Below are 23,388 nucleotides of genomic sequence, written 5' to 3' on the forward strand. Positions count from 1 at the left end.
GCTCGCGGCGCTGATCGTCGTGATGCTCCTGGGCCATTGGCAGGAGATGAAGGCGGTCGGCCAGGCGCAGGGCGCCCTCGCCGCGCTTGCCGAGCTCCTTCCGGACGATGCGGAACGCACCATCCCCGACGGCGGCACCGAGCACGTGAGCATCGGGGACCTCCAGAACGGCGACACCGTCGTGGTGCGCCCGGGAGGTCGCATCCCGGCGGACGGCACCATCGTCAAGGGCGACGCCAGCATCGACGAGTCGATGATCACGGGGGAGTCCGCGCCGGTCGCCAAGCACGAGGGCGACCGCGTGGTCGCAGGCACGGTCGCGACGGACGGGTCGCTCCGCGTCGAGATCACGGCGACGGGCGATGACACCGCGCTCGCGGGCATCCAGCGCATGGTCCAGGACGCGCAGAGCAGCCGTTCGGGCACACGCAGGCTCGCGGACAGGGCGGCGGCCTGGCTGTTCTGGATCGCACTCGCCGCCGCCGCGCTCACCTTCGCGATCCACGCCGCCATCGGCGATCCCGCCCAGGGCCTCAGCGCCGCGGTCAGCGTCCTGGTGATCGCGTGCCCGCACGCGCTGGGCCTCGCGATCCCGTTGGTGATCGCGATCGCGACCTCGACCAGCGCGAAGCAGGGCATCCTCATCAAGGACACTTCGGCGCTCGAGGCGATGCGGACCGTCGACGCGGTGCTGTTCGACAAGACGGGCACCCTGACGCGCGGCGAGCACGCGCTCACCGAGGTGGCGAACATCGACCGCTGGGAGGCGGACCGGGTGCTCGCGCTCGCGGCGGCAGCCGAATCCGACTCCGAGCACCCGATCGGCCGCGCCGTGGTCGCCGCAACCCAGGACAAGGGGATCGACGTGCCGACCGCCGAGGGCATCGATGCCGTCCCCGGCAAGGGTGTCCGCGCACGCGTCGACGGCAAGGACGTGGCCGTGGGCGGCCCGGCGCTTCTCGCCCAGCTGGGCGTCGACGTGCCGGACACCCTGGCCGATGCGGCGGCCCGATGGCGCTCCACGGGCGGCGCGGTGCTGCACGTGGTGGTCGACGGCGAGGTGGTCGGCGCCTTCACCACCGCGGACCCGATCCGCGACGAGTCCCGCGAGGCGGTCGAGGCGCTCCACGCGCGCGGCATCGACGTCGCGCTCATCACGGGCGACTCCCGCGCGGTCGCGGAGGCCGTCGCGGGCGAGCTCGGCATCGACGACGTCTTCGCGGAGGTCCTGCCCGACGACAAGGACAAGGCGGTCGGCGACCTTCAGGGCAAGCGCAAGAAGGTCGCGATGGTGGGCGACGGGGTGAACGATGCGCCGGCGCTGGCGCGCGCGGATGTGGGCCTCGCGATCGGCGCGGGAACCGACGTCGCGATGGAGGCCGCCGGCGTGGTGCTCGCGGGCTCCGACCCGCGCGCGGTCGCGAGCGTGATCACGCTGTCGCACGCGAGCTATCGCAAGATGCGCCAGAACCTCGTCTGGGCCACCGCCTACAACGCGGTCGCGATCCCGGTGGCGGCGGGGGCGTTCCAGTGGGCGGGCCTCACCATGCCGCCCGCGGTCGCGGCGATCGCGATGAGCCTGTCGACCATCGTGGTCGCGGCGAACGCGCAGCTGCTCCGGCGCGTGAGCCTCAAGCCGGCAGAGGCCTGAGGCTCGCGCCGCGGGGGGTCAGCCCGCCGCGAGCTTCTCCAGCAGCAGCGCCTGCGCGAGCACCATGCGCTCGATCTCGGCCGGGTCGACGCTCTCGTCGGACGCGTGGATCCGCGACTTCTCCATGTCCTCGGGCCCCCAGAGCGCGAACTCCGCGGACGGGCAGGCCTCGTGCAGCGTCTGGAGCAGCGGGATCGAGCCGCCCGAGCCGACCTCGCTGACCTCCATGCCGAAGGCCTCCGTCATCGCCTCGCGCGCCGCCGCGACGGCCGCGCCACCCCCGGGCACCAGGAACGCCGGCGCCGCCTTGACGCGCTTCACCTCGACCTGCGCGCCCCACGGCGCGTGGGTCTCGAGGTGGGCGACCAGGGCGTCGAGCTCCGCCTCGGGGTTCGATCCGGGCACGATGCGCATGGAGATCTTCGCGCTTGCGGCCGGGTGGATCACGTTGGAGGAGTCCTTGATCGACGTGATGTCGACGCCGATCGCGTTGATCGACGGCTTGGCCCACAGCCGGTCGGAGATGGTCCCGGTGCCGATCAACGAGACCCCCGGCAGCAACGGTGCACCGTCGCGGAAGCTCTCCTCGCTCTGCACCGCCCCCTCCCACGTACCGGTGGTGACGCCTGCGACGGCCACCTCGCCCGCATCGTCCACGAGCGAGGACAGCAGGCGCGCGAGCGCCATCATCGCGTCGGGCGCGGCGCCGCCGAAGACGCCCGAGTGGAGCGGGTGGTCGAGCGTGCGGACCGTCACGGCGCAGGACACGTCGCCCCGCAGCGCGGTGGTGAGCACGGGCTCGCCCGCGACCAGGTTGCCCATGTCGCACACGACGAACAGGTCGCACTGGAACAGGTCGGGGTGCGCCTCGACGAACTCCTCGAGGTTGCTCTCGGTCTCCTCCATGCCCTCGAGGATGAGCCGCAGCGTGACCGGAGGCTGCCCGTCGAACGCGCGCAGCGTGCACAGGTGCGTCGCGATGCCGGACTTGTCGTCGGCGGCGCCGCGGCCGTAGATGCGGCCGTCGTCCTTGACGGTGGGCATGAACGGCTCGGTGGTCCATCCCTGCGAGACGGCGGCCGGCTGCACGTCGTAGTGCGCGTACAGCACCACCACCGGGGACCCGGGCGGCCCCGCGATCTCGCCGTAGATGGGCGGATAGCCCCACGGCACGTCCATGAGGCGCGCGTCGGCGAAGCCGGCCTCCTGGACCAGCTCGAGCGTGCGCTGCGCCATCGCGTGCACGGGCTCCTCGGGATACCCGGGGAACGCGATCGACGGGATCGAGATGAGCTCCTTGAGGTCCTCGATGACGCCGGGCATGAGGTCGTGGACCTTCGCGGCCATGGACGATGCGGGCATGGGTGAACGCCTTTCCGTGCGGATGCGGATCAGAAGAATGCGCCGATGAGCGCGCCGACCACGACTGTAGTGACCGAGAGGATCGCCATCGGCACGAAGAAGCTGTGGTCGAGCAGCTTGGTGCCCAGCTTGGTCGACCCGGTCTCATCGAAGTTGGCCGCCGCGATCTGAGGACCGTTGGCGGGAAGCGTGTAGACGCCGCCGAGGCCGCCGGCCCACATGCCGGCGACAGTGCCGACGGGCAGGCCCGCGGCGAGCCCGATGGGGACGATGGTGTTGGTCGCGGTCGACTGGCTGGTGGTCATCGCTGCGACCAGGAACACCGCGAGCGCGAAGATGAAGCGGAAGTCGGTGACCCAGGAGCCGACCGTGGAGACGATGTAGTCCTCGTGCGCGGCGATGAAGGTCGCCGTGAGCCACGCGATGCCGAACAGCGCGATCGCCGCGACCATGCCCGCCTTGAACACGGACTGGTCGGGCACCGATGCGACCTTGGGCCGGCCCACGAAGATGATGATCGCGCTGACGACGAGCATCACCAGGATGATCGTGACCCCCATGCCGACGCGCACCTCCTCGCCGTCGACCGTGTAGGTGGGGCGCAGGACCTCGAAGATGCCGAACATCACGATCGCGAGCACGCCCAGCAGGAACGTGATCGCCGCGTTCCTGCCGCGCGACGTGTAGGTGAGGTGCGCCGTGGAGCTGCCCCCCGCATCGTCCCGGAGGGCAGCGACGGCGCCGGCCGCGATGCGCTCCTGGATCTCCGGGTCGTCGTCCATGTCCTTCCACATGCGGTTCACCACGAGCGACGTCACCACGATGCCGATGACGCACGCGGGGAACGTGATCGCGAGGATCTGCGCGAGCCCGAGGTTGTACGGCGCGACATCGGTGAAGGCGAGCATCGCGGCCATGGCGGCGGACACCGGCGAGGCGGCGAGCGCGATGCCCGACTGGACCACCGTGACCGTGAGCGGCCGTGCCGGCCGGATGCCGTTCTTGACGGAGAGGTCGTAGACCACGGGCAGCAGCGGGAAGACGATGTTGCCGGTCCCGGCGCCCGCGCAGAACAGGAACGCGGTGAGCGGTGCGATGACCGTGATCTGCTTGGGGCGCTTCTCGATCACGCGCGCCGCCATGGCGACCATCCAGTCGATGCCGCCCGCGGCCTGCATGAGCGCCGCCGACGTGACCACGCCGAGGATGATGCCGATCGCGGTGATGGGGGCCTCGCCCGGCGCTTCCCCGAAGAGGAACACGAGCACGAACATGCCGACGCCGCCCCAGATGCCGACGCCCACCCCTCCGGCGCGTGTTCCCAGCACGATCGAGCCGAGCACCACGATCGCCTCGAGCACGAAGCTGATGGTCATGGTCCGCCCCTCCGGGGCCGGTGGAGGCCCTGAATACGGACATTACGCGCGCGCTCCGACACGCGCCCGTCGAGGGACGATGCGGCGCCCGGGTCAGCCCGCGTAGGCCGCCGCGGCCGCGGCGTACGCCGTCATGATCTCCGGCCGGGTGTCCTTCTCGGGTGCCGCGACCACCGCGAGCGGCCACTCCGGCCGCGAGCCGGTGAGCGCCCACGCCGCCTGCACCGCTGCGCCCGCCGCGACGTACTCGCCGGGCTCGGGGACCTCGACGGGCACGTCGAACACCTGCGCGGCGATGGCCTGCACCGCGGGGTTCTGCGCCGATCCGCCGACCAGCAGCGCGCGCGTCGCGGACACCCCCGCGGACAGGATCGCCTCCATGCCGACGGCCTGGGCCGCGAGCATGCCCTCGATCGCGGCGCGTGCCATGTTCGCGCGCGTGGTGTTGGCCAGCGTCATCCCCGACAGCGTCGCGGTGGCGTCCGGCAGGTTCGGGGTGCGCTCGCCCTCGAAGTAGGGGACCAGGGTGAGGCCGCCTGCTCCGGGCTCCGCGGAGAGCGCGAGGGCGCCGAGCTCGTCGTAGTCGACGCCCAGCACGCGGGCGAACGCGTCGAGCACGCGCGAGGCGTTGAGCGTGCACACGAGCGGCAGATGCTCGCCCGACGCGGAGGCGAAGCCCGCCACGATCCCCGTCGCGTCGCGGAAGCCCTGCTCGGTCACCGCGAACACGGTCCCGGACGTGCCGAGCGAGATCACCGCGTCGCCCACCGCGGCCCCGAGGCCCAGGCCCGCCGCGGCGTTGTCGCCTGCGCCGGGACCCACCAGGCAGCCCTCGTGGCCGGCGATCTCGGGCAGGACCGTGCCCGCGCTCTCGCCGGGCCCGAGCACGCGCGGGACCACCGCATCGTGCCCCAGCGCGGCGATCAGGAGGTCGCGGTCGTACTCGCCCGTGGCGGCGCTCCAGTAGCCCGTGCCGGAGGCGTCCGAGCGGTCCGTGGTGAGCGCCTCCAGATCCGGTCCCAGCGGGGACGAGCCGTCAGGCCCGTAGCCCCGGAGCCGCCACGTCAGCCAGTCGTGGGGGAGGGCCACGGCGGCGACGCGCGCGGCGTTCTCGGGCTCGGCGTCGCGCAGCCAGCGCAGCTTGGTCGAGGTGAACGATGCGACGGGCACCAGGCCCGTCCTGTCGGCCAGCGCATCGACGCCGAGCTCGGCGATGAGGTCCGCCGCCGCGCCCGCGGAGCGCGTGTCGTTCCACAGCAGCGCGTCGCGGACCACCTCTCCCGAGGCGTCGAGCGCGACCATCCCGTGCTGCTGCCCGCCCACGGAGATCGCGGCGACGTCGGAGAGGCCGCCCGCCTCGGCGAGGGCGGCGAGCAGCGCGTCCCACCAGAACGCCGGGTCCACGGACGTGCCGTCCGGGTGCGACGCGCGTCCGGTGCGCACCACGGCTCCCGTGTCGAGGTCGCGGATCACCACCTTGCAGGACTGGGTGGAGGAGTCGACGCCGGCGACGAGGGTCATGCGCGGGCCTTTCGCTGATCAGGAGGAGAAGGGAGGGGCGCCCCGCCCGCCCCAAGGAGGGAGGGCGGGGCGGGGCGCCAGGGAGGGGGAGAAGGTCAGCGTGCGCCCATGAGGTGCTCGACCGCGAGCTGCTGCAGGCGGACGAAGCCGAAGCCCTTGCCGTTGTAGTAGGCATCGGCGTCGAAGTCCTCGTAGGCCGAGGTGTCGGCGAGCAGGTCGGAGACGGACTCGCCCGCGCCGAGCGTGGTCTGCGCGAGCTCGTGCTGCTTGGTGGCCGCGATGGCCTCCTGCACCTCGGGGTCGGCACGGAACGCGGCGGCGCGCTCCTTGAGCGCGAGGTACATCCGCATGTTCGCCCGGGCGGACTCCCACACGCCGTCGAAGTCCTCGGTGCGCGAGGGCTTGTAGTCGAAGTGGCGCGGGCCCGTGTAGGACGGGCCGCCGTCGGGGCCGCCGTTCTCGAGCAGGTCCACGAGCGCGAACGCGTTCTGGAGGTCGCCGTGGCCGAACACCAGGTCCTGGTCGTACTTGATGCCACGCTGGCCGTTGAGGTCGATGTGGAACAGCTTGCCCTGGTACAGCGCCTGCGCGATGCCGGCGGTGAAGTTCAGGCCGGCCATCTGCTCGTGGCCTACCTCGGGGTTGAGGCCCACGAGCTCGGGGTGGTCGAGCGTCTCGATGAACGCCATCGCGTGGCCCACGGTGGGGAGGAGGATGTCGCCGCGGGGCTCGTTCGGCTTGGGCTCGATCGCGAACTTGAGGTCGTAGCCCTTCTCCAGCACGTAGGCGCCGAAGATGTTCGCCGCCTCGCGGTAGCGCTCGAGGGCGACGCGGATGTCCTTCGAGAAGTCGTACTCGGCACCCTCGCGGCCGCCCCACATGACGAAGGTCGTCGCGCCCAGCTCGGCGGCGAGGTCGATGTTGCGCAGCACCTTGCGCAGCGTGAAGCGGCGCACCGCGCGGTCGTTGGACGTGACGCCGCCGTCCTTGAACACGGGGTGCGTGAAGGTGTTGGTGGTGATCATCGGGATCTTCATCCCGGTCTCGTCGCACGCCTTCTTCAGCGCGTCGATCGCCGCGCGGCGGTCCGTGTCCGAGCAGCCGAACGGGAAGAGGTCGTCGTCGTGGAACGTCATGCCGTACGCGCCGAGCTCGGCGAGCTTGTGGATCGCCTCGACCGCGCCGAGCGGCCCGCGCGTCGCGGTGCCGAACGGGTCCGCGGCCGGCCAGCCGATGGTCCAGAGGCCGAACGTGAAGTGATCGGCCGGGGTGGGGGTGAGCGACATGCTCGAACTCCATTCGTCATTGAGCGGGTTAAAATGTTCCCGCAGGAAACATATACCCGACGCGGGGTGCCGTCAAAGCGGGGCTCGGGCGAGGTCGCACCGGCGGCGGTCCGGTCCGCGGCCTGAGCGTCCCGAGCCGGGTCGCACGCCGCGATTCCGCGTCCTCACCGCCCCGATCGGCGGTGGTGGGGGACCCGGCGAGCGGGAGTCCCGGGCATACTGACGAGCACGAAGGAGGAACGATGCCAGAGGCGATGGGGATCACGGACGCGACCGACGAGTCGCCCGCGGAGGCGCGCGTCGCCGCCGCGCGCGGCAGCCGGAACGACCACACGCGCCGTCACAACCTCTCGGCCCTCCTCACCGCGGTCCACTACGGCGGCCCGCTCACGCGCGCGCAGCTCACGCGCGACACCGGCCTCAACCGCTCGACCATCGGCGGCTTGGTGACGGAGCTCGCGGAGCTCGGGCTCGTGGTCGAGGACGCCGCCGCGGAGACGGGCGCGGTCGGGCGCCCGAGCCTCATCGTGCGCCCGCGGCGCGACGTGGTCGCGCTCGCGCTCCACCCCGATGTGGACGCGCTCGAGCTGGGCGCCGTCGCGATCGACGGCACGGTGCTCGCGCGCCGGCGCACCTCGGTCAGCGCCCCGCCCACGCCCGCCGATGCGGTGGCGTTCGCATGGGAGGCGGCCCGCGAGGTCGCGGCGGAGCTCGACGGGCCGCGCGTCGCCGGGCTTGGTGCCGCGGTGCCGGGCCTGGTCTCGGTCGGCGGGGAGGTGGTGGTCGATGCGCCGCACCTCGGCTGGCGCGAGGTGTCGTTCAAGGAGCGGCTCGCGGAGGCGCTCGAGCTCCCCGTGACGGTGGGTAACGACGCCAACATGGGCCTGAGGGCGGAGTGGAGCTTCGGGGCCGCGCGCGGCATCGACACCGTGGTCTACCTCAACGGATCCGCTTCGGGCATCGGTGGTGCGGCGCTCGTGGGTGGGCGGATGCTCCGCGGCGGGCGCGGCTACGGCGGCGAGTTCGGCCACATGATGATCCGCTCGGACGGCGAGCGCTGCTCGTGCGGCCGCCGCGGCTGCCTCGAGACCGAGGTCAACGCCCCACGCCTCGACGCCGCCGCGCACGACGACGCGGCGCTCGACGCCTACGCCGAGACGCTCGCCCTCGCGATCGCGAACCTCGAGTGCGCCTTCGACCCCGATGCGGTGCTCCTCGCGGGCTACCTGGGCGGGCTGTTCGACGTGCGCCGTGAGCTGGTCCAGCAGCGCGTCCGCGCGCTCGCGTTCCGGCCCGACGCGGAGGACGTGGCGATCGCCCGGGCCGCGCTCGGCGGCAACCGGCTGCTCATCGGCGCGGCAGAGCGCGCGTTCGCGGCGCTGCTGCAGGATCCCGCCGGCACGGCGCTGACGGTGTCCGCGTGATCACGGTCGGGGTGCCGTCGGTCGAGGTCGCCGAGGCGCTGGGCGACCCGGGGGAGGGCGCCCGCGTGATCGTGTGGAACCCCGCCGAGAGCGAGGTCCCGGAGGCCGAGCGCGACCGCATCGTGCTCATGTGCATGCCGCACTGGACGGGCGGGCGCCGCGTCTACGGGCGCCTTGCCCAATGCCCGAACCTGCGTGTGATCCAGATCGCCTCGGCGGGCTACGAGCACATCGCGCCGTTCGTCCCGCCGGGCGTCGCGCTCGCGAACGCGCGCGGCGTGCATGACACGCGCGTCGCCGAGATGACGCTGCTGCTCGCCCTCGCGTCCCAGCGGCGCCTGCCGCAGTTCCTCGACGCGCAGCGTCGCGGCGCGTGGGAGCCCGATCAGGACGCGCCCTCGCTCGCCGACTCGCGCGCGCTCATCGTGGGCTACGGGAGCATCGGTGAGGCGATCGCGGTGCGCCTGCGCGCGAGCGAGGTGCACGTCGAGGGGGTCGCGCGCACCGCGCGCACCGCTCCCGACGGGACGTTGGTCCACGCGATCGCGGACGTCCATGGCGTGCTGCCGAGCTTCGACCTCGTCATCGTGGTCACCCCGCACACGGAGGAGACCGACAAGCTCGTCGATGCGGGCTTCCTCGCCGCCATGAGGGACGATGCGCTGCTCATCAACGTCGGGCGCGGCAAGGTGGTCGACACCGAAGCCCTGCTCACCGAGCTCGAGAGCGGGCGCCTGCGCGCCGCGCTCGACGTCACCGATCCCGAGCCGCTTCCCGACGGCCACCCGCTGTTCCACGCGCCCGGGTGCATCGTGGTGCCGCACATCGCCGGCACCGAGCGTCTCACCAACCGTCGCTACACGGACCTGGTGCGCCGTCAGATCGACGCGCTCGTGCGCGGCGAGGAACCCGTCAACATGGTGCTGATAGGCGCCTTCCCCGCGTAGCCCCCCATCGCGGGGAAGGCACCGCCCCTCAGGCCCGAGCACATCGCGCTCGGTGAACGACCCCCCTCACGCTCAGGCTAGACCCGCGCGGGTCGGCGCGCGCGGCGAGGGCTCGGGCCCGCCGACGCGTCGACGCGGCCGTCGGTCACCGCGGTCCACAGGTGCATCGCGGCGTAGGCGCGCCACGGCCGCCAGGCCTCCGAGGCGGACGCGAGGGCCGCCGCGTCGAGCCCGGCCGCACGCTGCAGCACCAGGTCTCGCGCGGGGAAGGCGTCGGGGTCGCCCAGCGCGCGCAGGGCCACGTACTCCGCGGTCCACGGCCCGATCCCGGGGATGGCGAGCAGCGCGCGCCGCGCCTCGGCGCGATCCGCGCCGGGTCCCAGGTCGAGCGTGCCGTCGAGCATCGCGCGCGCCGCCGCGGAGATCGCGCGCCATCGCGCCTGCGGGACCAGCCCGCTCGCGGGGTCGACGTCGGCGAGCGCCTCAGGCCCGGGAAACACCCTCCCCAGGCCGGTCGGGACGGTCACCATACGTGGATCCGCCTCATGGTCGCCTCGCGGGACGCTCAGCTCCGGAGCCCAGCGCTCGACCAGCGTGCCGAGCGTCCGCCGCGCGCCCACCACGCTCACCTGCTGGCCCACGATTGCCCGGACCACCATCTCGAAAGGCTCGACGGCCCCGGGCACGCGCAGCCCGGGCACAGCCTCCACGTGCGCGGCAAGCAGCGGCGCGGCGCCCAGCGCGGCGTCGACGGCCGCGGGGTCCGCGTCGAGGTCGAGCAGGCGCCGGCAGCGGGCGACCGCGGCGCCGAGGTCCCGCACATCCGTGAGCGACAGGCTCGTGCTCACGTAGCCGTCGGCGGGAGCGAGCGCGACCCGCCCCGGACCGTGCGGCAGCGCGAGCGTGCGGGAGTAGATGCCGCCGTCCCACGACTCGACGCCGTCGACCGCTCGCGCACCGAGGAACGCGAGCGTGCGTGCCGTCGCGGCCGGAGAACGATGCCGCAGGCGCAGCTCGAGCCGCGCCTCGCCGGCCGGGGTCGCCTCGCGTGACGCGTGGCGGCCGCGCACCTGCGACGGGGTGAGGTCCCAGGCCGCGCGGGCGGCGTCGTTGAACTGCCGCACCGAGCCGAACCCCGCCGCGAAGGCGACGTCGGACACCGGCATCGGCGTGCCCTCGAGCAGCGCTCGCGCATGGTGGAGACGATGCGCGATGGCCAGGGCCTGCGGGCTCGCGCCGAGCTCCTCGACCAGCACGCGCGACACGTGCCGCTCGGTGTACCCGAGGCGGCGCGCCAGTCCCGCGACGCCCTCACGCTCGACCAGGCCGTCGTCGATCATCCGCATCGCGCGGCTCGCGATGTCCTCGCCCACCCTCCAGCGGGGCGAGCCGGGCGCATCGTCCGGGAAGCACCGGCGGCATGCGCGGAACCCCGCCCGTTGGGCGGCGGCTGCGCTCGGGTAGAAGGTGACGTTGGCGCGCGCGGGGGTGCGTGCCGGGCACGACGGGCGGCAGTAGATGCCCGTGGTGCGCACCGCCGTGAAGAACTGCCCGTCGTAGCGGGCGTCCTTGCCGTGGATCACCGCGTACCGCGTGTCGTCGTTCCACATGCCACGAGTGTGACCCAAGGCCGGGCGGTCGCGCTCGCGGTGATCGGACATGGCCTGAGGGGCCCGGCGTGCGCGGAGCGCCCCTCGGCGGTGCTCCGCGCGGCGCGGTCAGGCGGTCAGTCCTCCGCTCGCGATCGCGTGGGCCGCGAACACGAAGTACGCGATCTGCACGGCGGTCGCCACGCCGTATCCGAGCGCGAGCCCCGCCCTGGCTCGGCGGGTGGCCGCGGACTCGCCCCGGCGGATCGCGCGCATGCTGGCGTGCCCGAACGCGATCGCGGCGGGGAACAGCAGCAGCGATCCGGCGGCGACGGCCGCGGTCGCAAGCCAGTCCTTGCGCCGGTCCGGTCGCCGGCGCAGGTACGGGTAGTAGCCGTGGGGCAGCTCGGGGTGGCCCACGTAGCCCAGGTACTCACGTGCTGGGGTCTCCATGACCGCTCCTTCCCGTCGAGGGAGGGCGTCGCACCGCGGGGGCGTCGGCATCGGCCGTGCGCCTGGGTGGGGCGCCCTCGCTGGCGGGACTCACGCTACGGCGCGCGTGTGTCGTCGCGGTGTCGGTCGGGAAATAACCTTGTTACGCCCGTGCGTGCCGCAGCGCGGCGAGCGCGACCTCGCGCTCCGCGGCGTGGTCGACCATCGGCGCGGGGTACGCGGGGGTGTCGAGCTCGGGGACCCAGCGCTCGACGTAACGTCGCTCCGGGTCGTACCGCGCCGCCTGGGTGGACGGGTTGAAGACGCGGAAGAACGGTGCGGCGTCCCGACCGGTGCCCGCGACCCACTGCCAGTTGAGCTGGTTCTGCGCGTGGTCGTAGTCGAGCAGGGCGCGGCGGAAGTGATCGGCGCCGCGCTGCCACGGCAGATGCAGGTCCTTCACCAGGAAGCTCGCGACCACCATGCGGACCCTGTTGTGCATCGTGCCCGTCGCGGCGAGCTCGCGCATGCCCGCGTCGACCAGTGGGAAGCCGGTCCGGCCGTCGCGCCACGCCATGAACGCCTCGTCGGCCTCCCTGCCGGTGGTCCAGTGCGAATCCGGCATCACGGGGGTGAGCGACTCGCGCTGCGCCCTCGGGTGGTGGAAGAGGACGTCCGCATGGAAGTCGCGCCACGCGATCTCCGATTCGAGCTTGCGCGCCGCCTCGCCGGGGACGGCGCCGGTGGCGGCAAGCAGCGTGCGCGGGTGGAGCTGGCCGAGCGCCAACGGCACCGAGACGTGGGAGGTCGAGTCGAGGTCGGGCCGGTCGCGCTCGGCGGCATAGCGCGCGAGGTCGCCGTCGACGTAGTCCTCCCAGGCCTGGACGATGCGCTCCTCGCGGAACTCGTGACGGACCGCGAGGGGGTCGTCGGCGTCGCCGTGGGCGGCCCGCTGGTCGAGGTCGACGTCCGATGCGACGCGCGCGAACGCGCCCGGGTCCGCGCGCGGCGCCGGCGCCGGCCAGCCGTGCTCCCGCCACGCGCGCGAGAACGGGGTGAAGACCTTGTACTCGGTCCCGTCCCCCTTGACGATGCGCCCCGGCGCCACGGCGTAGGGCGTGCCGACCAGGCGCAGCTCACGGCCGTCCGCCTCGAGCGCCGCGCGCACCGCGTCCTGCGCGGCGATGCCCGCGGGGGAGGCCTCGCGCGACGCCACGACCGTCTGCGCATCGTGCTCGCGTGCGACCGCGAGCACCGCATCGGCCGCCTCGTCGCTGCGGACCCCGAGCGCCCCGCCCGTGTCCTCCCGTAGGCTCCACAGCGCCCGCGCGAGGTGGGCGCGGCGACGACCGGACCACAGGTGGACGCCGCGGTTCCATGCGAAGACCGCCGCGGCCGGGCCGTCCTCCTGGGCGACGAGCAGGGCCGGGTTGTCCGCGAGCCGTGCGTCTCTGCGCACCCACCACACCGACGTCATGGTGTGGCCAACGCCTGGGCGGCCCGGCGTGATTCCACACCCTTGACGGCATATCGATCATCGTTATTATCGACTTTCGATAGGGGGTGGGCGATGAAGGTCATGGTGAGGCGCTCCGCGATCGGGGTGGTCCAGTGGTGCGCGCTGGCCCTCGCGGTCGTGTCGGCGGTCTGGGCGCTGGCGTGGGCGCTCGGTCCGAACGGGCTCGACGCGGTCGAGTTGTGGCGTCTCGGCGACGTGCTCATGTGGTCGGACGCGAACACCATCGGCCCGAACGAGGCCGTCACGATCGACGGGGAGGCCGGTGTGCAGTCCGCGATCGCGGCGCAGGAGCTCGCGGGAGGGATGCGAGACACGGCGAACGGCACCGTGGGCGTCGAGTTCTACGGAAACGAGTCGCATCTCACCATCTATGGGGCATCGCGCGTCGAGCAGCTCGCGTGGATGGCGGTCCGCGCGCTCCCGCTCGCCGGGGTCGCCGTGATCTGGTGGCTCGTGTTCCGCATCCTCGGCGATATCCGTCGGGCGGCGGGGTTCGTGCCGACCGTGGCCCGCCGCATCATCGCGATCGGGGCGCTCGTCGCCGTCGGCTCGCCACTTGCGGAGTGGGCGCAGTGGGCGGTCGCCGACTGGATCGTCGAGGACTCGGCTGCGGGAGCCGTGGCGACGGCGGCGCCGCTCGCCGTCAACCTGTCGGTCGTGGTGATGGGTCTCGTCATCGTGGCCCTGGGCGTGGCATGGCGCGAGGCCGCGGCGATGCGGAGGGACCTGGAGGGTCTGGTGTGAGCCCCGCCGAAGTCGACGACCACCGCATCGTCTGCACGCTCGACGCGATGCTCGAGGCGCGCGGCATGACCCTCACCGAGCTCGCTGAGCGCGCGGGCGTCACCGTCGTGAACCTCTCGGTGCTCAAGAACAACCGTGCGCGCGCCGTGCGCTTCTCCACGCTCACCGCGATCTGCCAGGTGCTGGACTGCGACGTCTCGGACCTCCTTCGCGTCGGCGCCTGACTCGCCGGAGATGCGAGCGCTCGCGCTCGCGCGGTGAGGCCGCGCATGGCGAAGGCCCCGCCCGGCATGCGCCGGACGGGGCCCTCGACCGAGCTCAGGTGTTACGCGACGGCGACCGGCGCGTGCTTCTCGACGTGCGCGATCGCGGCGTTGACGAACCCGCCGAGCACGGCGGCCGAGGCCTCGTCCTGAAGCGAGCCGTCGGCGCCGAACGCGTCGGCGCGGTAGTGGAAGAAGGTCTCGGGCTGGCCCATGGTCGGGGCGTCGTAGTGGCCCAGGATCGCGCGCAGGTGCTGCTGCGCCGCGGCCGTGCCGGCGGCGCCGATCGAGGCGCCCATGATCGCGACGGGCTTGCCCGCGAACGAGCCCTGGCCCCACGGGCGGGCCGACCAGTCGAGGGCGTTCTTGAGCACGCCGGGGATCGAGCGCGAGTACTCCGGGGTCACGATGATGACGCCGTCGACGTCCGCGATCGCCTGCTTCCAGTCGCGCGCCACCTGCGGGTAGTCCGCGTCGTGGGCGTAGTCGTAGAAGGGCAGGTCCTTGTACTCGAGGAAGACGAACTCGACGTCGTCGCTCGCGGCGAGGCCGGGCAGCGCGTTCGCGACCTGGCGGTTGATGGAGGCGTCGGCGATGGAGCCGACGATGATGCCGATGCGGGTCATGGGAGTCTCCTGTTCAGGGTGAGGGTGGAGGCGCCGACTCCGTCGTCGGTCGATCACCCGAACAAGGGTGACGTGTCAACTATTCCAGAAGATGACGCGTCAACCAAGCGGAGCGGGGTCGGCCACCGCCGCCATCGCCTGCGTCGCCAGCGGCACGCCGACCTCCGGGCTCCGGGGCGCCGGGCCCGCGGCGTCGATGGCCGGCACGGGCGTGGACGGGACCGCGGCACGCGCGCGCCGCACGTGGACGGTGAACCCTGCCGCATCCGCGACCAGCTCCGCGGCCTGCTGCCACAGCGCGGCGTCGGAGCACTCGCCGGCCTCGCCGAACGCGGCCGGATCCATCGCGAGCGAGCGCTCGGGCTGGCCCGCGACCTCCGCGCCGGCATCCATGAGGACCGTGCGGAGGTGTGTGACGGGCGAGAAGAGCCCCTCGCCCGGGCGGGCGACGCCCGCGATCATCACGGGCATGCCCGCGAGGGGGCTGGGCGACGATGCCGCCCAGTCGAGCGCGTGCTTGAGGGTGCCGGGGATCGAGCGCTCGTGGCTCGGCGTCACCACGATGAGCCCGTCGACACCCGCGAGCGCGCACTTCCAGGCCGCTCCGGAGGAGGGCATGGGCGCATCGGTGTACGGCGGGTGCATCGGCAGCGCCTGGGGCGTCAGCTCCACCAGCGTGGTGCCGCGCGGTGCGGCGCGGTGAAGCAGCGAGGAGAGCAGTCGCGTCGATCGCGCCTGCGGGAGCTGGCCTAGCAGCAGACCGATCGTCGGCATCGTTCCCCCTTGGGTCGCCCGGGTCAACGGCGCGGCGCCCCGCGCGATTCCCGACGGGTGGCAGAAACCCCTGGTCAGTCCTCCAAGGTCTGCGCGTAGACGGCGATCGCGTCCCTCAGCAGCTCCGCCGCGCCGTCGCCGTGCTTGTCGTAGGTCGCGCGGAAGCGGGGGTCATCGACGTACATCGCGCCGAGCCCGGCGTACGCGTCCCGCCCGGGCGTCCAGAACAGCGAGACCCAGGCGTGGTGGCGTGCGACCAGCGCCTGCGCCTCGTCGCCCTCGGGGTCGGCGTCGGCCGCTGCGAGGCGGCCCAGCGCCTCCGCGATCGCCTCGTGCTCCGCGAGGTGGGCGCGCTGCGCATCCTTGTCCAGCGAGCCCCACGCGGCGTTCGACCGAGCGACCGCATCGTCGCCCCAGCGCTCGCGTGCCTCGGGCTCGTAGCGGCTGTTGTCGAATCCTTCGAACATGTCGTCGGCGGACATGGGAATTCCCTTCTCGAGGCGGGTGATGGTGCGCTCGACCGTCTCGGCGAGCGCGGCGAAGCGGTCGCGCTGCGCGAGCAGCGCCACGTGGTGGTCGCGCATGAGCGCGGCGGTGAGCGCGGCATCGTCCGTGTCGACGATGCGCGCGATGGTGTCGAGCGGGACCTCGAGCTCGCGCAGCACCAGGATGTGCTGGAGGCGGAGCAGCTCCGTCTCGCCGTAGTGCCGCCGGCCGTCGTGCCCGGTCCAGGCGGGGGAGAGCAGCCCGATCGCGTCGTAGTGACGCAGCGTGCGGCTGGTCACGCCGGTGATCCGGGCGACGGCGGAGATGTCGAGGTCCATGCCGACCACGGTAGGAGTTGACGTCGCGTCAACGTCAACCGCGGCGTGCAGCGCAAGGGCCCGGGGTGCCGCGCGGCACCCCGGGCCCGGGCGGGATCAGCGGTGCTGCGCGGGCCGACCCTTGCCCTTCGCGGAACGGTCGACCGTGACGGTGTCGACCGAGTACAGCGTGGTGGTGCCGGAGACCTCGTTGCCGACCGCGAGCATCGGCGATCGCGTGGGCGAGTCCTTCGCCGCGATGAACGCGAGACCCTCGGGGCCCAGGTCACCCGCTGCGGAGGACTCGGGGTCCGCCTCGAAGTCGCGGTTGTTGACGTAGGTGACGAACTCGGCGCACGCAGGCGAGGTCACGTCGTAGACCATCACGCCGCCGATGCGCTCGAGACCCACGAACGCGTAGGTTCGGCCGCGCACCTCGCCGATGGTGACGCCCTCCGGCTCGGGCCCCTTGGCGTCCGAGCGCGAGTCGAGCTCGGTCTCGTCGTTGCTCGAGTTGAAGTACTCCGGCAGCGCCTCCGCGGTGATCTGCTCGAAGGCGTCACCCGAGTCGAACACCTGCGTGCCGTCGGTGGTCCAGATCGAGAAGGACCGCCCGCCGAACGCGTAGAGCTCGTCGTAGCAGCCCAGGTCCTCGTTGAAGCCCGATGCGGTGGAGACGTCGAGGCGGCCGAGCGAGCCCTTCTTCAGCTGGTCGCCGGTGAGGACGCCGTCGCACAGCAGGCCGTCGTCAGCGAGGTCGGCGATGCGGATCGACTCCTCGTACTCGTCCGGGCCCTCGTTCCAGTCGTCGCGCGCGTCGCCCTCGTTCGCGGTCACCAGATAGGTCGTGCCGCGCGAGGTGAAGGACGCGACCGAGTCGGGCATGTACAGGCTCTTCACCGGGATCGTCTGGATCGCGATGGCATCGTCCTTGTCGGAGGGGTCGATGCCGTTGCCCTCGAGCGAGAGGTCCTTGGCGCCCAGCGACCACAGGTCGGTGACGGTGGCGGCGCGCAGGTCGACCACCGCGATCGCGTTGGCCTCCTGGACGGTGACGTAGGCGGTGCGGGACCTCGCGTCGACGGTCACGTACTCGGGCTCGAGGTTGCGCGACGCGGGGTAGGGGAGGCCGTCGTCGGACGTCGGGCCGAACACCCGCACACCGTCGGGGAGCGCATCGCCCTCGTAGGCGTGGAAGTCGGCGGTGCGGACGGCCGACTGCACGGGGGCCGCGACCTTCTTGGGGAGGGTCACGATGCTCACGGTCCCCTCGGGGTCGACCTCGTAGGTCTCGTTCGGCTCGCCCTCGTCCGCGGTGATCGCCATGCGCCCGTCGGGCGTCACCGTGACCATGTCGGGCTGCGCGCCCACCCGCACCGCGCCGAGCGCCTCGCCGTCGGTGTCGAAGAACGCGAGCCAGCCCGGATCCGTCTTGGTCGCGGCCTCGACCGCCACCACGACGAGGCCGTCCTCGCGCACCGCGACCGAGTTCGCCTCGGAGCCCGCGGGGATCGCGGTGCCCGCGGCGTCCACGATGCCGGCCACGGCGAGCGTGCCGACGAGCGACGGGGCCGTCGGGTCGGACGCATCGAGCACGTTGACCTCGCCGACGTTCGCGTCGACGCTGTAGAGCTGCTGCGAGCGCGCGTGGAACGCGACGATCTCCGCGGCGGAGGCGTCGAACACGCCGGTCTCGTAGGTCCCGAGCGGGGCCACGGCGAGCGCGGCGTCGTCGGCGGAGAGGGTGGTCGGGCCGCTCACGATCGCGGCGGTCGCAGGTGCCGCCGCGGCGGCGGCGAGGGCGGTGGCCGCGCATGCGGCAAGGAGCAGCTTCATCGGTTCCTCCGGGGTCTGGTGCGCGGACCGCCGTCCCGCATCGTCCCTGAGAGATCGGGTGCCGCGTCGAACTCAACGTACTGAGCGCAAGGTGACGAAACGGACATCGTGCGGTGAATCCTCGGTGAACGTTGGGGCGGGCGTGCCGTCGCGCCCAGCGCCGCGCCCAGCGCCGCGCCCGGCGCCGCGCCCCTTCGTGCAGGAAAGGTGCGAGGAACCCGCAGACAACCCATGCGTCGTCGGTGTCCACCATGCGGGCACCGTGTCCCACGCGAGCGCCCTAGACTCGCGCGTATGACGCAGACTCCCGACATCAAGCCCCGCTCGCGCCAGGTCACCGATGGCCTGGAGGCGACCGCGTCGCGCGGCATGCTCCGCGCGGTCGGTCTCGGTGACGACGACTTCGCGAAGCCGCAGATCGGCATCGCGTCCTCGTGGAACGAGATCACGCCCTGCAACCTCTCGCTGCAGCGCCTCGCCGCCGCCTCCAAGAACGGCGTCCACGCCGGCGGCGGCTACCCGCTCGAGTTCGGCACCATCTCCGTCTCCGACGGCATCTCGATGGGCCACGAGGGCATGCACTTCTCGCTCGTGTCGCGCGACCTCATCGCGGACTCGGTCGAGACCGTGATGATGGCGGAGCGGCTCGACGGCAGCGTCCTGCTCGCGGGCTGCGACAAGTCGCTCCCCGGCATGCTCATGGCCGCCGCGCGCCTGGACCTCGCGAGCGTCTTCCTCTACGCGGGCTCGATCATGCCCGGCCACGTCAAGCTCTCGGACGGCACCGAGAAGGACGTCACCATCATCGACGCGTTCGAGGCCGTCGGCGCGTGCGCCGCGGGTCTCATGTCCGAGGAGGACCGCCTCGCGATCGAGAAGGCGATCTGCCCAGGCGAGGGCGCGTGCGGCGGCATGTACACCGCCAACACCATGGCGTCCGTGGGCGAGGCCCTCGGCATGTCCATCCCCGGCTCGGCGGCCCCGCCGAGCGCCGACCGTCGCCGCGACTACTACGCCCACAAGTCGGGCGAGGCCGTCGTGGAGATGCTCCGGAAGGGCATCACCGCGCGCCAGATCATGACCAAGGAGGCCTTCGAGAACGCGATCGCCGTGGTCATGGCCTTCGGCGGCTCGACCAACGCCGTCCTTCACCTGCTCGCGATCGCGAACGAGGCCGAGGTGGACCTCACGCTCGACGACTTCGCGCGCGTCGCCGCCAAGGTCCCGCACCTGGGCGACCTCAAGCCGTTCGGGCAGTTCGTGATGAACGACGTCGACCGCGTGGGCGGCGTCCCCGCCGTCATGAAGACGCTGCTGGACGCGGGCCTCATGCATGGCGACGTCATGACCGTCACCGGCAAGACCCTCGCCGAGAACATGGACGAGCTCAAGCCCGCCAAGATCGACGGCCGCGTGGTCCGCGCGCTCAACAACCCGATCCACAAGTCGGGCGGCATCACCATCCTCAAGGGCTCGCTCGCTCCCGAGGGCGCCGTGGTGAAGTCCGCAGGCTTCGACGACGACGTCTTCGAGGCGACCGCCCGCGTGTTCGACCGCGAGCGTGCCGCGCTCGACGCGCTCGAGGCCGGCGAGATCCAGAAGGGCGACTGCGTGGTCATCCGCTACGAGGGCCCCAAGGGCGGCCCCGGCATGCGTGAGATGCTCGCGATCACGGCGGCCATCAAGGGCGCCGGCCTGGGCAAGGACGTGCTCCTCGTCACGGACGGTCGCTTCTCCGGCGGCACCACCGGCCTGTGCGTGGGCCACATCGCCCCCGAGGCGGTCGACGGCGGCCCGATCGCCTTCGTCCGCGACGGCGACAGGATCACGCTGGACGTGGCCCACGGCACGCTCGAGGTGCTTGTCTCCGAGGAGGAGATGGAGGCCCGCAAGGAGGGCTGGGAGCCCATCCCGGCGCGCTTCACCAAGGGCGTCCTGGGCAAGTACCAGAAGCTCGTGGGCTCGGCGTCGAAGGGCGCCGTCCTCAGTTGAGCCATAGACGTGCGACGGCCTACATGAGAGCGGCGGCGTGGCCGTCGCGTCACTCTCGAGAGTCCAGGTAGACGTCCTATGGACGCGTGTGCTGGCCGTGCTCCACGATGTGCCCGTGAAGAAGCTGCTCGCGTTGGTGGGTGTTGCGACGACGCTGGGTCTGTCGCTCACCGTGGCGGGGGGCTCACCGGCGGAGGCATACTGCATGTTCGCCACGAGCTATCGCTGGCCCAGCATCTCGATCACCGTCAATGGCGACCTGACATGGAACTCCACGACCAAGGAGTATGTGAACACGACGGTGCGGAGTTGGAACGCGGTCTCGCCCGCGCCGCTGAGCTACGGGAACGCCACTTGGATGACCGCCGTGCCGTCGGAGACGACCGGCCTTGTCTTGACCCGCGGTCGCTTCGGAGGGGACTCCTCAGCTCCGGGCATGGCGCCGGGCTCGCTGACGGCGAACCACTCGAGAGTGGAAGTCATCTACTCGTCCTACAGCAGTCGGTGGCTGTGGTCCAACGTCGCCCACGGTCCGTGGAAGGACTCGGGCCAGGTCACGACCGACATCCGTACCGTGACCGTGCACGAGGTCGGGCACGCTGCGGGACTCGCGCATCCGTGGGAATGCACAGGGGCGTTCACCACGGCTGAGTCCGCATCGGTCATGAACGCGCAGTGGACGGCATTGAGGCGTTCACCTACTACCGACGACAAGGCGGGGTTCAATGCTCTGGGGTACTGATGTGAGTCCAACGACCCGTGCCGCGGGGTTGCTGCTCGCCGCCGTGCCGCTCGCGGGCTGCGCGGGCGGAGCTGAGGCCTGGGAGTGGCAACCGGGCGAAGACGCGTCGGCCGCGCCAGAGGCGCACTACTACTACGACTATGCGCAGGACAACGAGTTCACAGTCGGTCCCGTCACGGCCGTCGTCACGTTCGAAGCCCTCTCGCACAATGTCCTCGTCGACGGGACTGACGCCTCCGAGCCGTGGACTTATACCCCAGCCGAGGTCAAGATCGTTGGGCCCGGCAACTCGGGCCTCGAGACCGGAGACCTCCTCAGCGTCGCGATCCCGGGTGGCACGGCCGAGGGTGTGACTGCGCCGTCGCTGTGGAAGTTCGACAAGGCGGAGATCGACCCGGAGTCACGCTATCTCCTCAGCTGGACACCGTACGAGTACCCGAACTTCACGCTCGAGAGCGTCGTGGAGTTCCTATACGAGTACGACGCTGCCACTGGCGAGCTCGAGCGGCTTCAGGCGAATCCAGAGGAGCCTCTCGGTGGTGCTCCCGCCGTCTTCACGCCTGAGGACGAGCCGGTCACGGTCGCGGGGGAGCCCGCCGTACCTGGGACCGCGGACGCAGTGGAGTCGTTGCTCGACTGACTCCAGGGATGGTGTGCGCCTGCCACGATGTCGGCTCCTGGATGGCAGCGCAAGGAGGGCTGGGAGCCCATCCCGGCACGCTTCACCAAGGGCGTCCTGGGCAAGTACCAGAAGCTCGTGGGCTCGGCCTCGAAGGGCGCCGTCCTCAGCTGAACCCATCGTTCGAGGGACGATGCACGGGGCAGGCCCCGCGCATCGTCCCTTGTCGATTGCGGCGCGTGGCGCAAGGATCATCGGAGCGTCACCGCGTGCCTCTAGGGTGCAGTGGTGAACGCTCGACGGAAGGGATCGTGTGGCTGACGAGCGCGAGGGTGAGGCGGCAACCGCGGGCGCGCGCGTGCCCGCCGCGCTGAGATCGCCCCGGGTCTGGATCCCCGCGGCCGTCGCTGCCGTGGTGCTCGTCGTGACGCTGGCGGTCCTGCTCGTGCTGCCTGCGGCCAACGACCGTGCGGCGGCCGAGGCGCCGCGCGTGAGCCCGAGCCCGACGCACGTCTCCCCGTCGCCGACGCCGGTGCCGACGACCACCCCCACGCCGCAGCCGTCCGACGCGGCGACGCCCGCGCCGAGCGCCACGCCGGACGCGGAAGCCGGGGTCGCACCCCTCGACGCGGCGCAGGCCAGCGCGTGCGTGCCGGACCTCGCGCTGCCCGTCGCGCTGCAGGCGGCCACCCAGGTGCTGCCGGGGGACGAGGGCGCTGTGTCGGCCGACGCCTCCGTGACGCCGCTCGCGGGTTCGCCCTCCTATCGGGACGTGAGCTTCTCCGCGGACGGCTCCCGCATCGCCGTCACGGAGAGCAACGACGGGGCATCCACGTTCCGACTGCTCGACGTGAGCGGCACGGACTCGCGTCTCGATCTCGCCTCCGAGGGCGAGCCGCGCCTCGCGTGGAACTCGACGCGGCGCACGCTCGCCGTCGCGCGGAAGCTCGACGGCGGTGCCGTCGAGGTCTCGACCGTCGACGCGGACTCCGGAGAGCAGACCGTCGTGGGCCTGTTCGCGGGTGCCGGTGCCGAGTCCGTCGCGTGGTCCGCGGACGGCGCCTGCCTCGCGGTCGCGGTGCGCGATGCCGCGGCCCCGGGTGCGAGCGAGGACCCGCAGGCGCACACGATCTCGACCATTCGGCTCTCCGATGGCGCCGTCACCGCGATCGACAACGGACTGATGCCGGTCTTCGCCGAGGACGGCACCCTCATCTATCGCAAGGTCGACGGCGGGCGGCTCGAGCTGTGGTCCTCCTCGCTCGACGGCATGGATCAGGGCGTCATCGGACACGGCGCGGGCAAGCTCTACACCGCACGGACCGTGGTGACGCCAGCCGTGCTCTCCGCCGACCGCGGCGCCCTCGCGTACACCGAGCAGAGCTCGCCCGTCGCGGTGCGCGTGGTGAACCCCGACGGCACGCACGATGCGCTCGTGGCCACGCTCGATCTGCCCTGGGCGCGCGTGCGATGGATGCCCGACGGCGTCACGCTCCTCGTCGACGACTGCGACGGGAGCGCCGCCGCGTGCGAGGTGTGGCTGGTGGACAGCGTGTCCGGCGCCGCGGAGCAGGTGAAGGTCCCGCACGCGCGCGGCACCGGCCTGAGCCACCCGACCCCGCTCCCGGACGGCTCCGGGGTGGTGGTGATGGTCGACAAGCCGTCCGCGGACGGGCAGCCGGCGACCTCGTGGCCCGTGGCCGTGCGCGACGGCAAGGCCACCAAGCTCACGGACCCGCAGCCGGGGTCCGCCGCATCGGCGCCCGCGTGGTCCCCGGACGGCGATCGCCTGCTGATCTCGCTCGGACCCGTGTCGAGCGGCGACCATGCCGTCGCGGGACGCTTCCTGGTGACGCGCCGCTGAGGTTCGCCCGCGGGCTCA

The 23,388-nt window shown here is 72.3% G+C and carries 21 protein-coding genes; 10 read left to right on the forward strand and 11 right to left on the reverse strand.

Annotation, left to right across the window (positions count from 1 at the left end; translation table 11 throughout):
* The coding region (locus AOM06_RS13415) for a heavy metal translocating P-type ATPase (protein ID WP_062307806.1) at nt 1-1,651 on the forward strand (1,651 nt) is incomplete at its 5' end.
* A gap of 18 nt (nt 1,652-1,669) precedes the next feature.
* Here the strand turns inward: AOM06_RS13415 and AOM06_RS13420 are convergent.
* The 4 genes from AOM06_RS13420 to xylA all read right to left on the reverse strand — a co-directional run bounded on the left by AOM06_RS13420 (nt 1,670) and on the right by xylA (nt 7,196).
* Entirely contained in the window at nt 1,670-3,013 is a 1,344-nt protein-coding gene (locus AOM06_RS13420) for a M20/M25/M40 family metallo-hydrolase (RefSeq protein WP_062307812.1), read from the reverse strand.
* Nucleotides 3,014-3,042: 29 nt separating this feature from the next.
* Nucleotides 3,043-4,389 carry an anaerobic C4-dicarboxylate transporter family protein gene (locus AOM06_RS13425; protein WP_062307819.1) on the reverse strand — a complete coding sequence of 449 codons (1,347 nt, stop codon included), beginning with the start codon at nt 4,387-4,389 and terminating at the stop codon, nt 3,043-3,045.
* 93 nt (nt 4,390-4,482) lie between these two features.
* Nucleotides 4,483-5,910 carry a xylulokinase gene (gene xylB, locus AOM06_RS13430; RefSeq protein WP_062307824.1) on the reverse strand — a complete coding sequence of 476 codons (1,428 nt, stop codon included), beginning with the start codon at nt 5,908-5,910 and terminating at the stop codon, nt 4,483-4,485.
* A gap of 95 nt (nt 5,911-6,005) precedes the next feature.
* On the reverse strand, nt 6,006-7,196 hold the full coding sequence (gene xylA / locus AOM06_RS13435) for a xylose isomerase (protein WP_062307830.1): 1,191 nt from the start codon (nt 7,194-7,196) through the stop codon (nt 6,006-6,008).
* A 242-nt stretch (nt 7,197-7,438) separates the two neighbouring features.
* On the opposite strand from xylA, the gene AOM06_RS13440 reads away from it, so the two are divergent.
* Together AOM06_RS13440 and AOM06_RS13445 are read left to right on the forward strand one after the other, a co-directional pair.
* The gene (locus tag AOM06_RS13440; RefSeq protein WP_156163716.1) at nt 7,439-8,620 is read left to right on the forward strand and encodes an ROK family protein; all 1,182 of its coding nucleotides are present in this window, start codon (nt 7,439-7,441) and stop codon (nt 8,618-8,620) included.
* Nucleotides 8,617-9,567 (forward strand): 2-hydroxyacid dehydrogenase, encoded by a 951-nt coding sequence (locus AOM06_RS13445; RefSeq protein WP_062307841.1) that lies wholly within the window; start codon nt 8,617-8,619, stop codon nt 9,565-9,567. Before AOM06_RS13440 ends, AOM06_RS13445 begins: the two co-directional genes overlap by 4 nt.
* A 77-nt stretch (nt 9,568-9,644) precedes the next feature.
* On the opposite strand, the gene AOM06_RS13450 is transcribed toward AOM06_RS13445, so the two are convergent.
* The 3 genes from AOM06_RS13450 to AOM06_RS13460 form a co-directional block, all read right to left on the reverse strand.
* Nucleotides 9,645-11,177, reverse strand: coding sequence for an AlkA N-terminal domain-containing protein (locus AOM06_RS13450; RefSeq protein WP_062307846.1), 1,533 nt, complete (start codon nt 11,175-11,177; stop codon nt 9,645-9,647).
* Nucleotides 11,178-11,285: 108 nt separating this feature from the next.
* The gene (locus AOM06_RS13455) at nt 11,286-11,609 is read right to left on the reverse strand and encodes a DUF4190 domain-containing protein (protein ID WP_062307853.1); all 324 of its coding nucleotides are present in this window, start codon (nt 11,607-11,609) and stop codon (nt 11,286-11,288) included.
* 142 nt (nt 11,610-11,751) lie between these two features.
* Nucleotides 11,752-13,047: a cryptochrome/photolyase family protein gene (locus tag AOM06_RS13460; RefSeq protein WP_267127768.1), complete on the reverse strand. Its 1,296-nt coding sequence runs from the start codon at nt 13,045-13,047 to the stop codon at nt 11,752-11,754.
* 111 nt (nt 13,048-13,158) lie between these two features.
* On the opposite strand from AOM06_RS13460, the gene AOM06_RS13465 reads away from it, so the two are divergent.
* Nucleotides 13,159-13,851, forward strand: coding sequence for a hypothetical protein (locus tag AOM06_RS13465; protein ID WP_062307865.1), 693 nt, complete (start codon nt 13,159-13,161; stop codon nt 13,849-13,851).
* Nucleotides 13,848-14,075, forward strand: coding sequence for a helix-turn-helix domain-containing protein (locus AOM06_RS13470; RefSeq protein ID WP_228372962.1), 228 nt, complete (start codon nt 13,848-13,850; stop codon nt 14,073-14,075). Before AOM06_RS13465 ends, AOM06_RS13470 begins: the two co-directional genes overlap by 4 nt.
* A gap of 101 nt (nt 14,076-14,176) precedes the next feature.
* Here AOM06_RS13470 and AOM06_RS13475 read toward each other — a convergent pair whose 3' ends face one another.
* From AOM06_RS13475 to AOM06_RS13490, 4 genes are all read right to left on the reverse strand, one after another.
* A complete protein-coding gene (locus AOM06_RS13475) occupies nt 14,177-14,740 on the reverse strand; it encodes an NADPH-dependent FMN reductase (protein ID WP_062307875.1) in 564 nt (187 codons plus the stop codon).
* A gap of 99 nt (nt 14,741-14,839) precedes the next feature.
* Nucleotides 14,840-15,514: an NADPH-dependent FMN reductase gene (locus tag AOM06_RS13480; protein ID WP_062307881.1), complete on the reverse strand. Its 675-nt coding sequence runs from the start codon at nt 15,512-15,514 to the stop codon at nt 14,840-14,842.
* Between the two features lie 74 nt (nt 15,515-15,588).
* The gene (locus AOM06_RS13485; protein WP_062307888.1) at nt 15,589-16,338 is read right to left on the reverse strand and encodes a MerR family transcriptional regulator; all 750 of its coding nucleotides are present in this window, start codon (nt 16,336-16,338) and stop codon (nt 15,589-15,591) included.
* Between the two features lie 96 nt (nt 16,339-16,434).
* Entirely contained in the window at nt 16,435-18,153 is a 1,719-nt protein-coding gene (locus AOM06_RS13490) for a choice-of-anchor I family protein (protein WP_062307893.1), read from the reverse strand.
* Nucleotides 18,154-18,447: 294 nt separating this feature from the next.
* Between AOM06_RS13490 and ilvD the strand changes: the two genes are divergently transcribed.
* The 5 genes from ilvD to AOM06_RS13510 all read left to right on the forward strand — a co-directional run bounded on the left by ilvD (nt 18,448) and on the right by AOM06_RS13510 (nt 23,370).
* Complete coding sequence (gene ilvD / locus AOM06_RS13495) at nt 18,448-20,145, forward strand: dihydroxy-acid dehydratase (RefSeq protein ID WP_062307896.1); 1,698 nt, start codon at nt 18,448-18,450, stop codon at nt 20,143-20,145.
* A gap of 115 nt (nt 20,146-20,260) precedes the next feature.
* Nucleotides 20,261-20,887 carry a zinc metalloprotease gene (locus AOM06_RS13500; RefSeq protein WP_156163717.1) on the forward strand — a complete coding sequence of 209 codons (627 nt, stop codon included), beginning with the start codon at nt 20,261-20,263 and terminating at the stop codon, nt 20,885-20,887.
* Complete coding sequence (locus AOM06_RS13505) at nt 20,871-21,527, forward strand: hypothetical protein (protein WP_062307906.1); 657 nt, start codon at nt 20,871-20,873, stop codon at nt 21,525-21,527. Before AOM06_RS13500 ends, AOM06_RS13505 begins: the two co-directional genes overlap by 17 nt.
* Nucleotides 21,528-21,554: 27 nt before the next feature.
* A complete protein-coding gene (locus tag AOM06_RS15145) occupies nt 21,555-21,680 on the forward strand; it encodes a hypothetical protein (protein WP_267127769.1) in 126 nt (41 codons plus the stop codon).
* A gap of 139 nt (nt 21,681-21,819) precedes the next feature.
* A complete protein-coding gene (locus AOM06_RS13510) occupies nt 21,820-23,370 on the forward strand; it encodes a TolB-like translocation protein (RefSeq protein ID WP_062307909.1) in 1,551 nt (516 codons plus the stop codon).
* Nucleotides 23,371-23,388: the final 18 nt, after the last annotated feature.

It is taken from the genome of Demequina subtropica (assembly GCF_000971235.1).
GTDB classification, from domain to species: Bacteria; Actinomycetota; Actinomycetes; order Actinomycetales; family Demequinaceae; genus Demequina; species Demequina subtropica.

Coding starts and splice junctions, on each gene's coding strand:
- AOM06_RS13420 (WP_062307812.1), bottom strand. CDS start 3,013: ATGCCCGCATCGTCCATGGCCGCGAAGGTCCACGACCTCATGCCCGGC.
- AOM06_RS13425 (WP_062307819.1), bottom strand. CDS start 4,389: ATGACCATCAGCTTCGTGCTCGAGGCGATCGTGGTGCTCGGCTCGATC.
- xylB (WP_062307824.1), bottom strand. CDS start 5,910: ATGACCCTCGTCGCCGGCGTCGACTCCTCCACCCAGTCCTGCAAGGTG.
- xylA (WP_062307830.1), bottom strand. CDS start 7,196: ATGTCGCTCACCCCCACCCCGGCCGATCACTTCACGTTCGGCCTCTGG.
- AOM06_RS13440 (WP_156163716.1), top strand. CDS start 7,439: ATGCCAGAGGCGATGGGGATCACGGACGCGACCGACGAGTCGCCCGCG.
- AOM06_RS13450 (WP_062307846.1), bottom strand. CDS start 11,177: ATGTGGAACGACGACACGCGGTACGCGGTGATCCACGGCAAGGACGCC.
- AOM06_RS13455 (WP_062307853.1), bottom strand. CDS start 11,609: ATGGAGACCCCAGCACGTGAGTACCTGGGCTACGTGGGCCACCCCGAG.
- AOM06_RS13465 (WP_062307865.1), top strand. CDS start 13,159: ATGAAGGTCATGGTGAGGCGCTCCGCGATCGGGGTGGTCCAGTGGTGC.
- AOM06_RS13475 (WP_062307875.1), bottom strand. CDS start 14,740: ATGACCCGCATCGGCATCATCGTCGGCTCCATCGCCGACGCCTCCATC.
- AOM06_RS13480 (WP_062307881.1), bottom strand. CDS start 15,514: ATGCCGACGATCGGTCTGCTGCTAGGCCAGCTCCCGCAGGCGCGATCG.
- AOM06_RS13485 (WP_062307888.1), bottom strand. CDS start 16,338: ATGGACCTCGACATCTCCGCCGTCGCCCGGATCACCGGCGTGACCAGC.
- AOM06_RS13490 (WP_062307893.1), bottom strand. CDS start 18,153: ATGAAGCTGCTCCTTGCCGCATGCGCGGCCACCGCCCTCGCCGCCGCC.
- ilvD (WP_062307896.1), top strand. CDS start 18,448: ATGACGCAGACTCCCGACATCAAGCCCCGCTCGCGCCAGGTCACCGAT.
- AOM06_RS13505 (WP_062307906.1), top strand. CDS start 20,871: ATGCTCTGGGGTACTGATGTGAGTCCAACGACCCGTGCCGCGGGGTTG.
- AOM06_RS15145 (WP_267127769.1), top strand. CDS start 21,555: ATGTCGGCTCCTGGATGGCAGCGCAAGGAGGGCTGGGAGCCCATCCCG.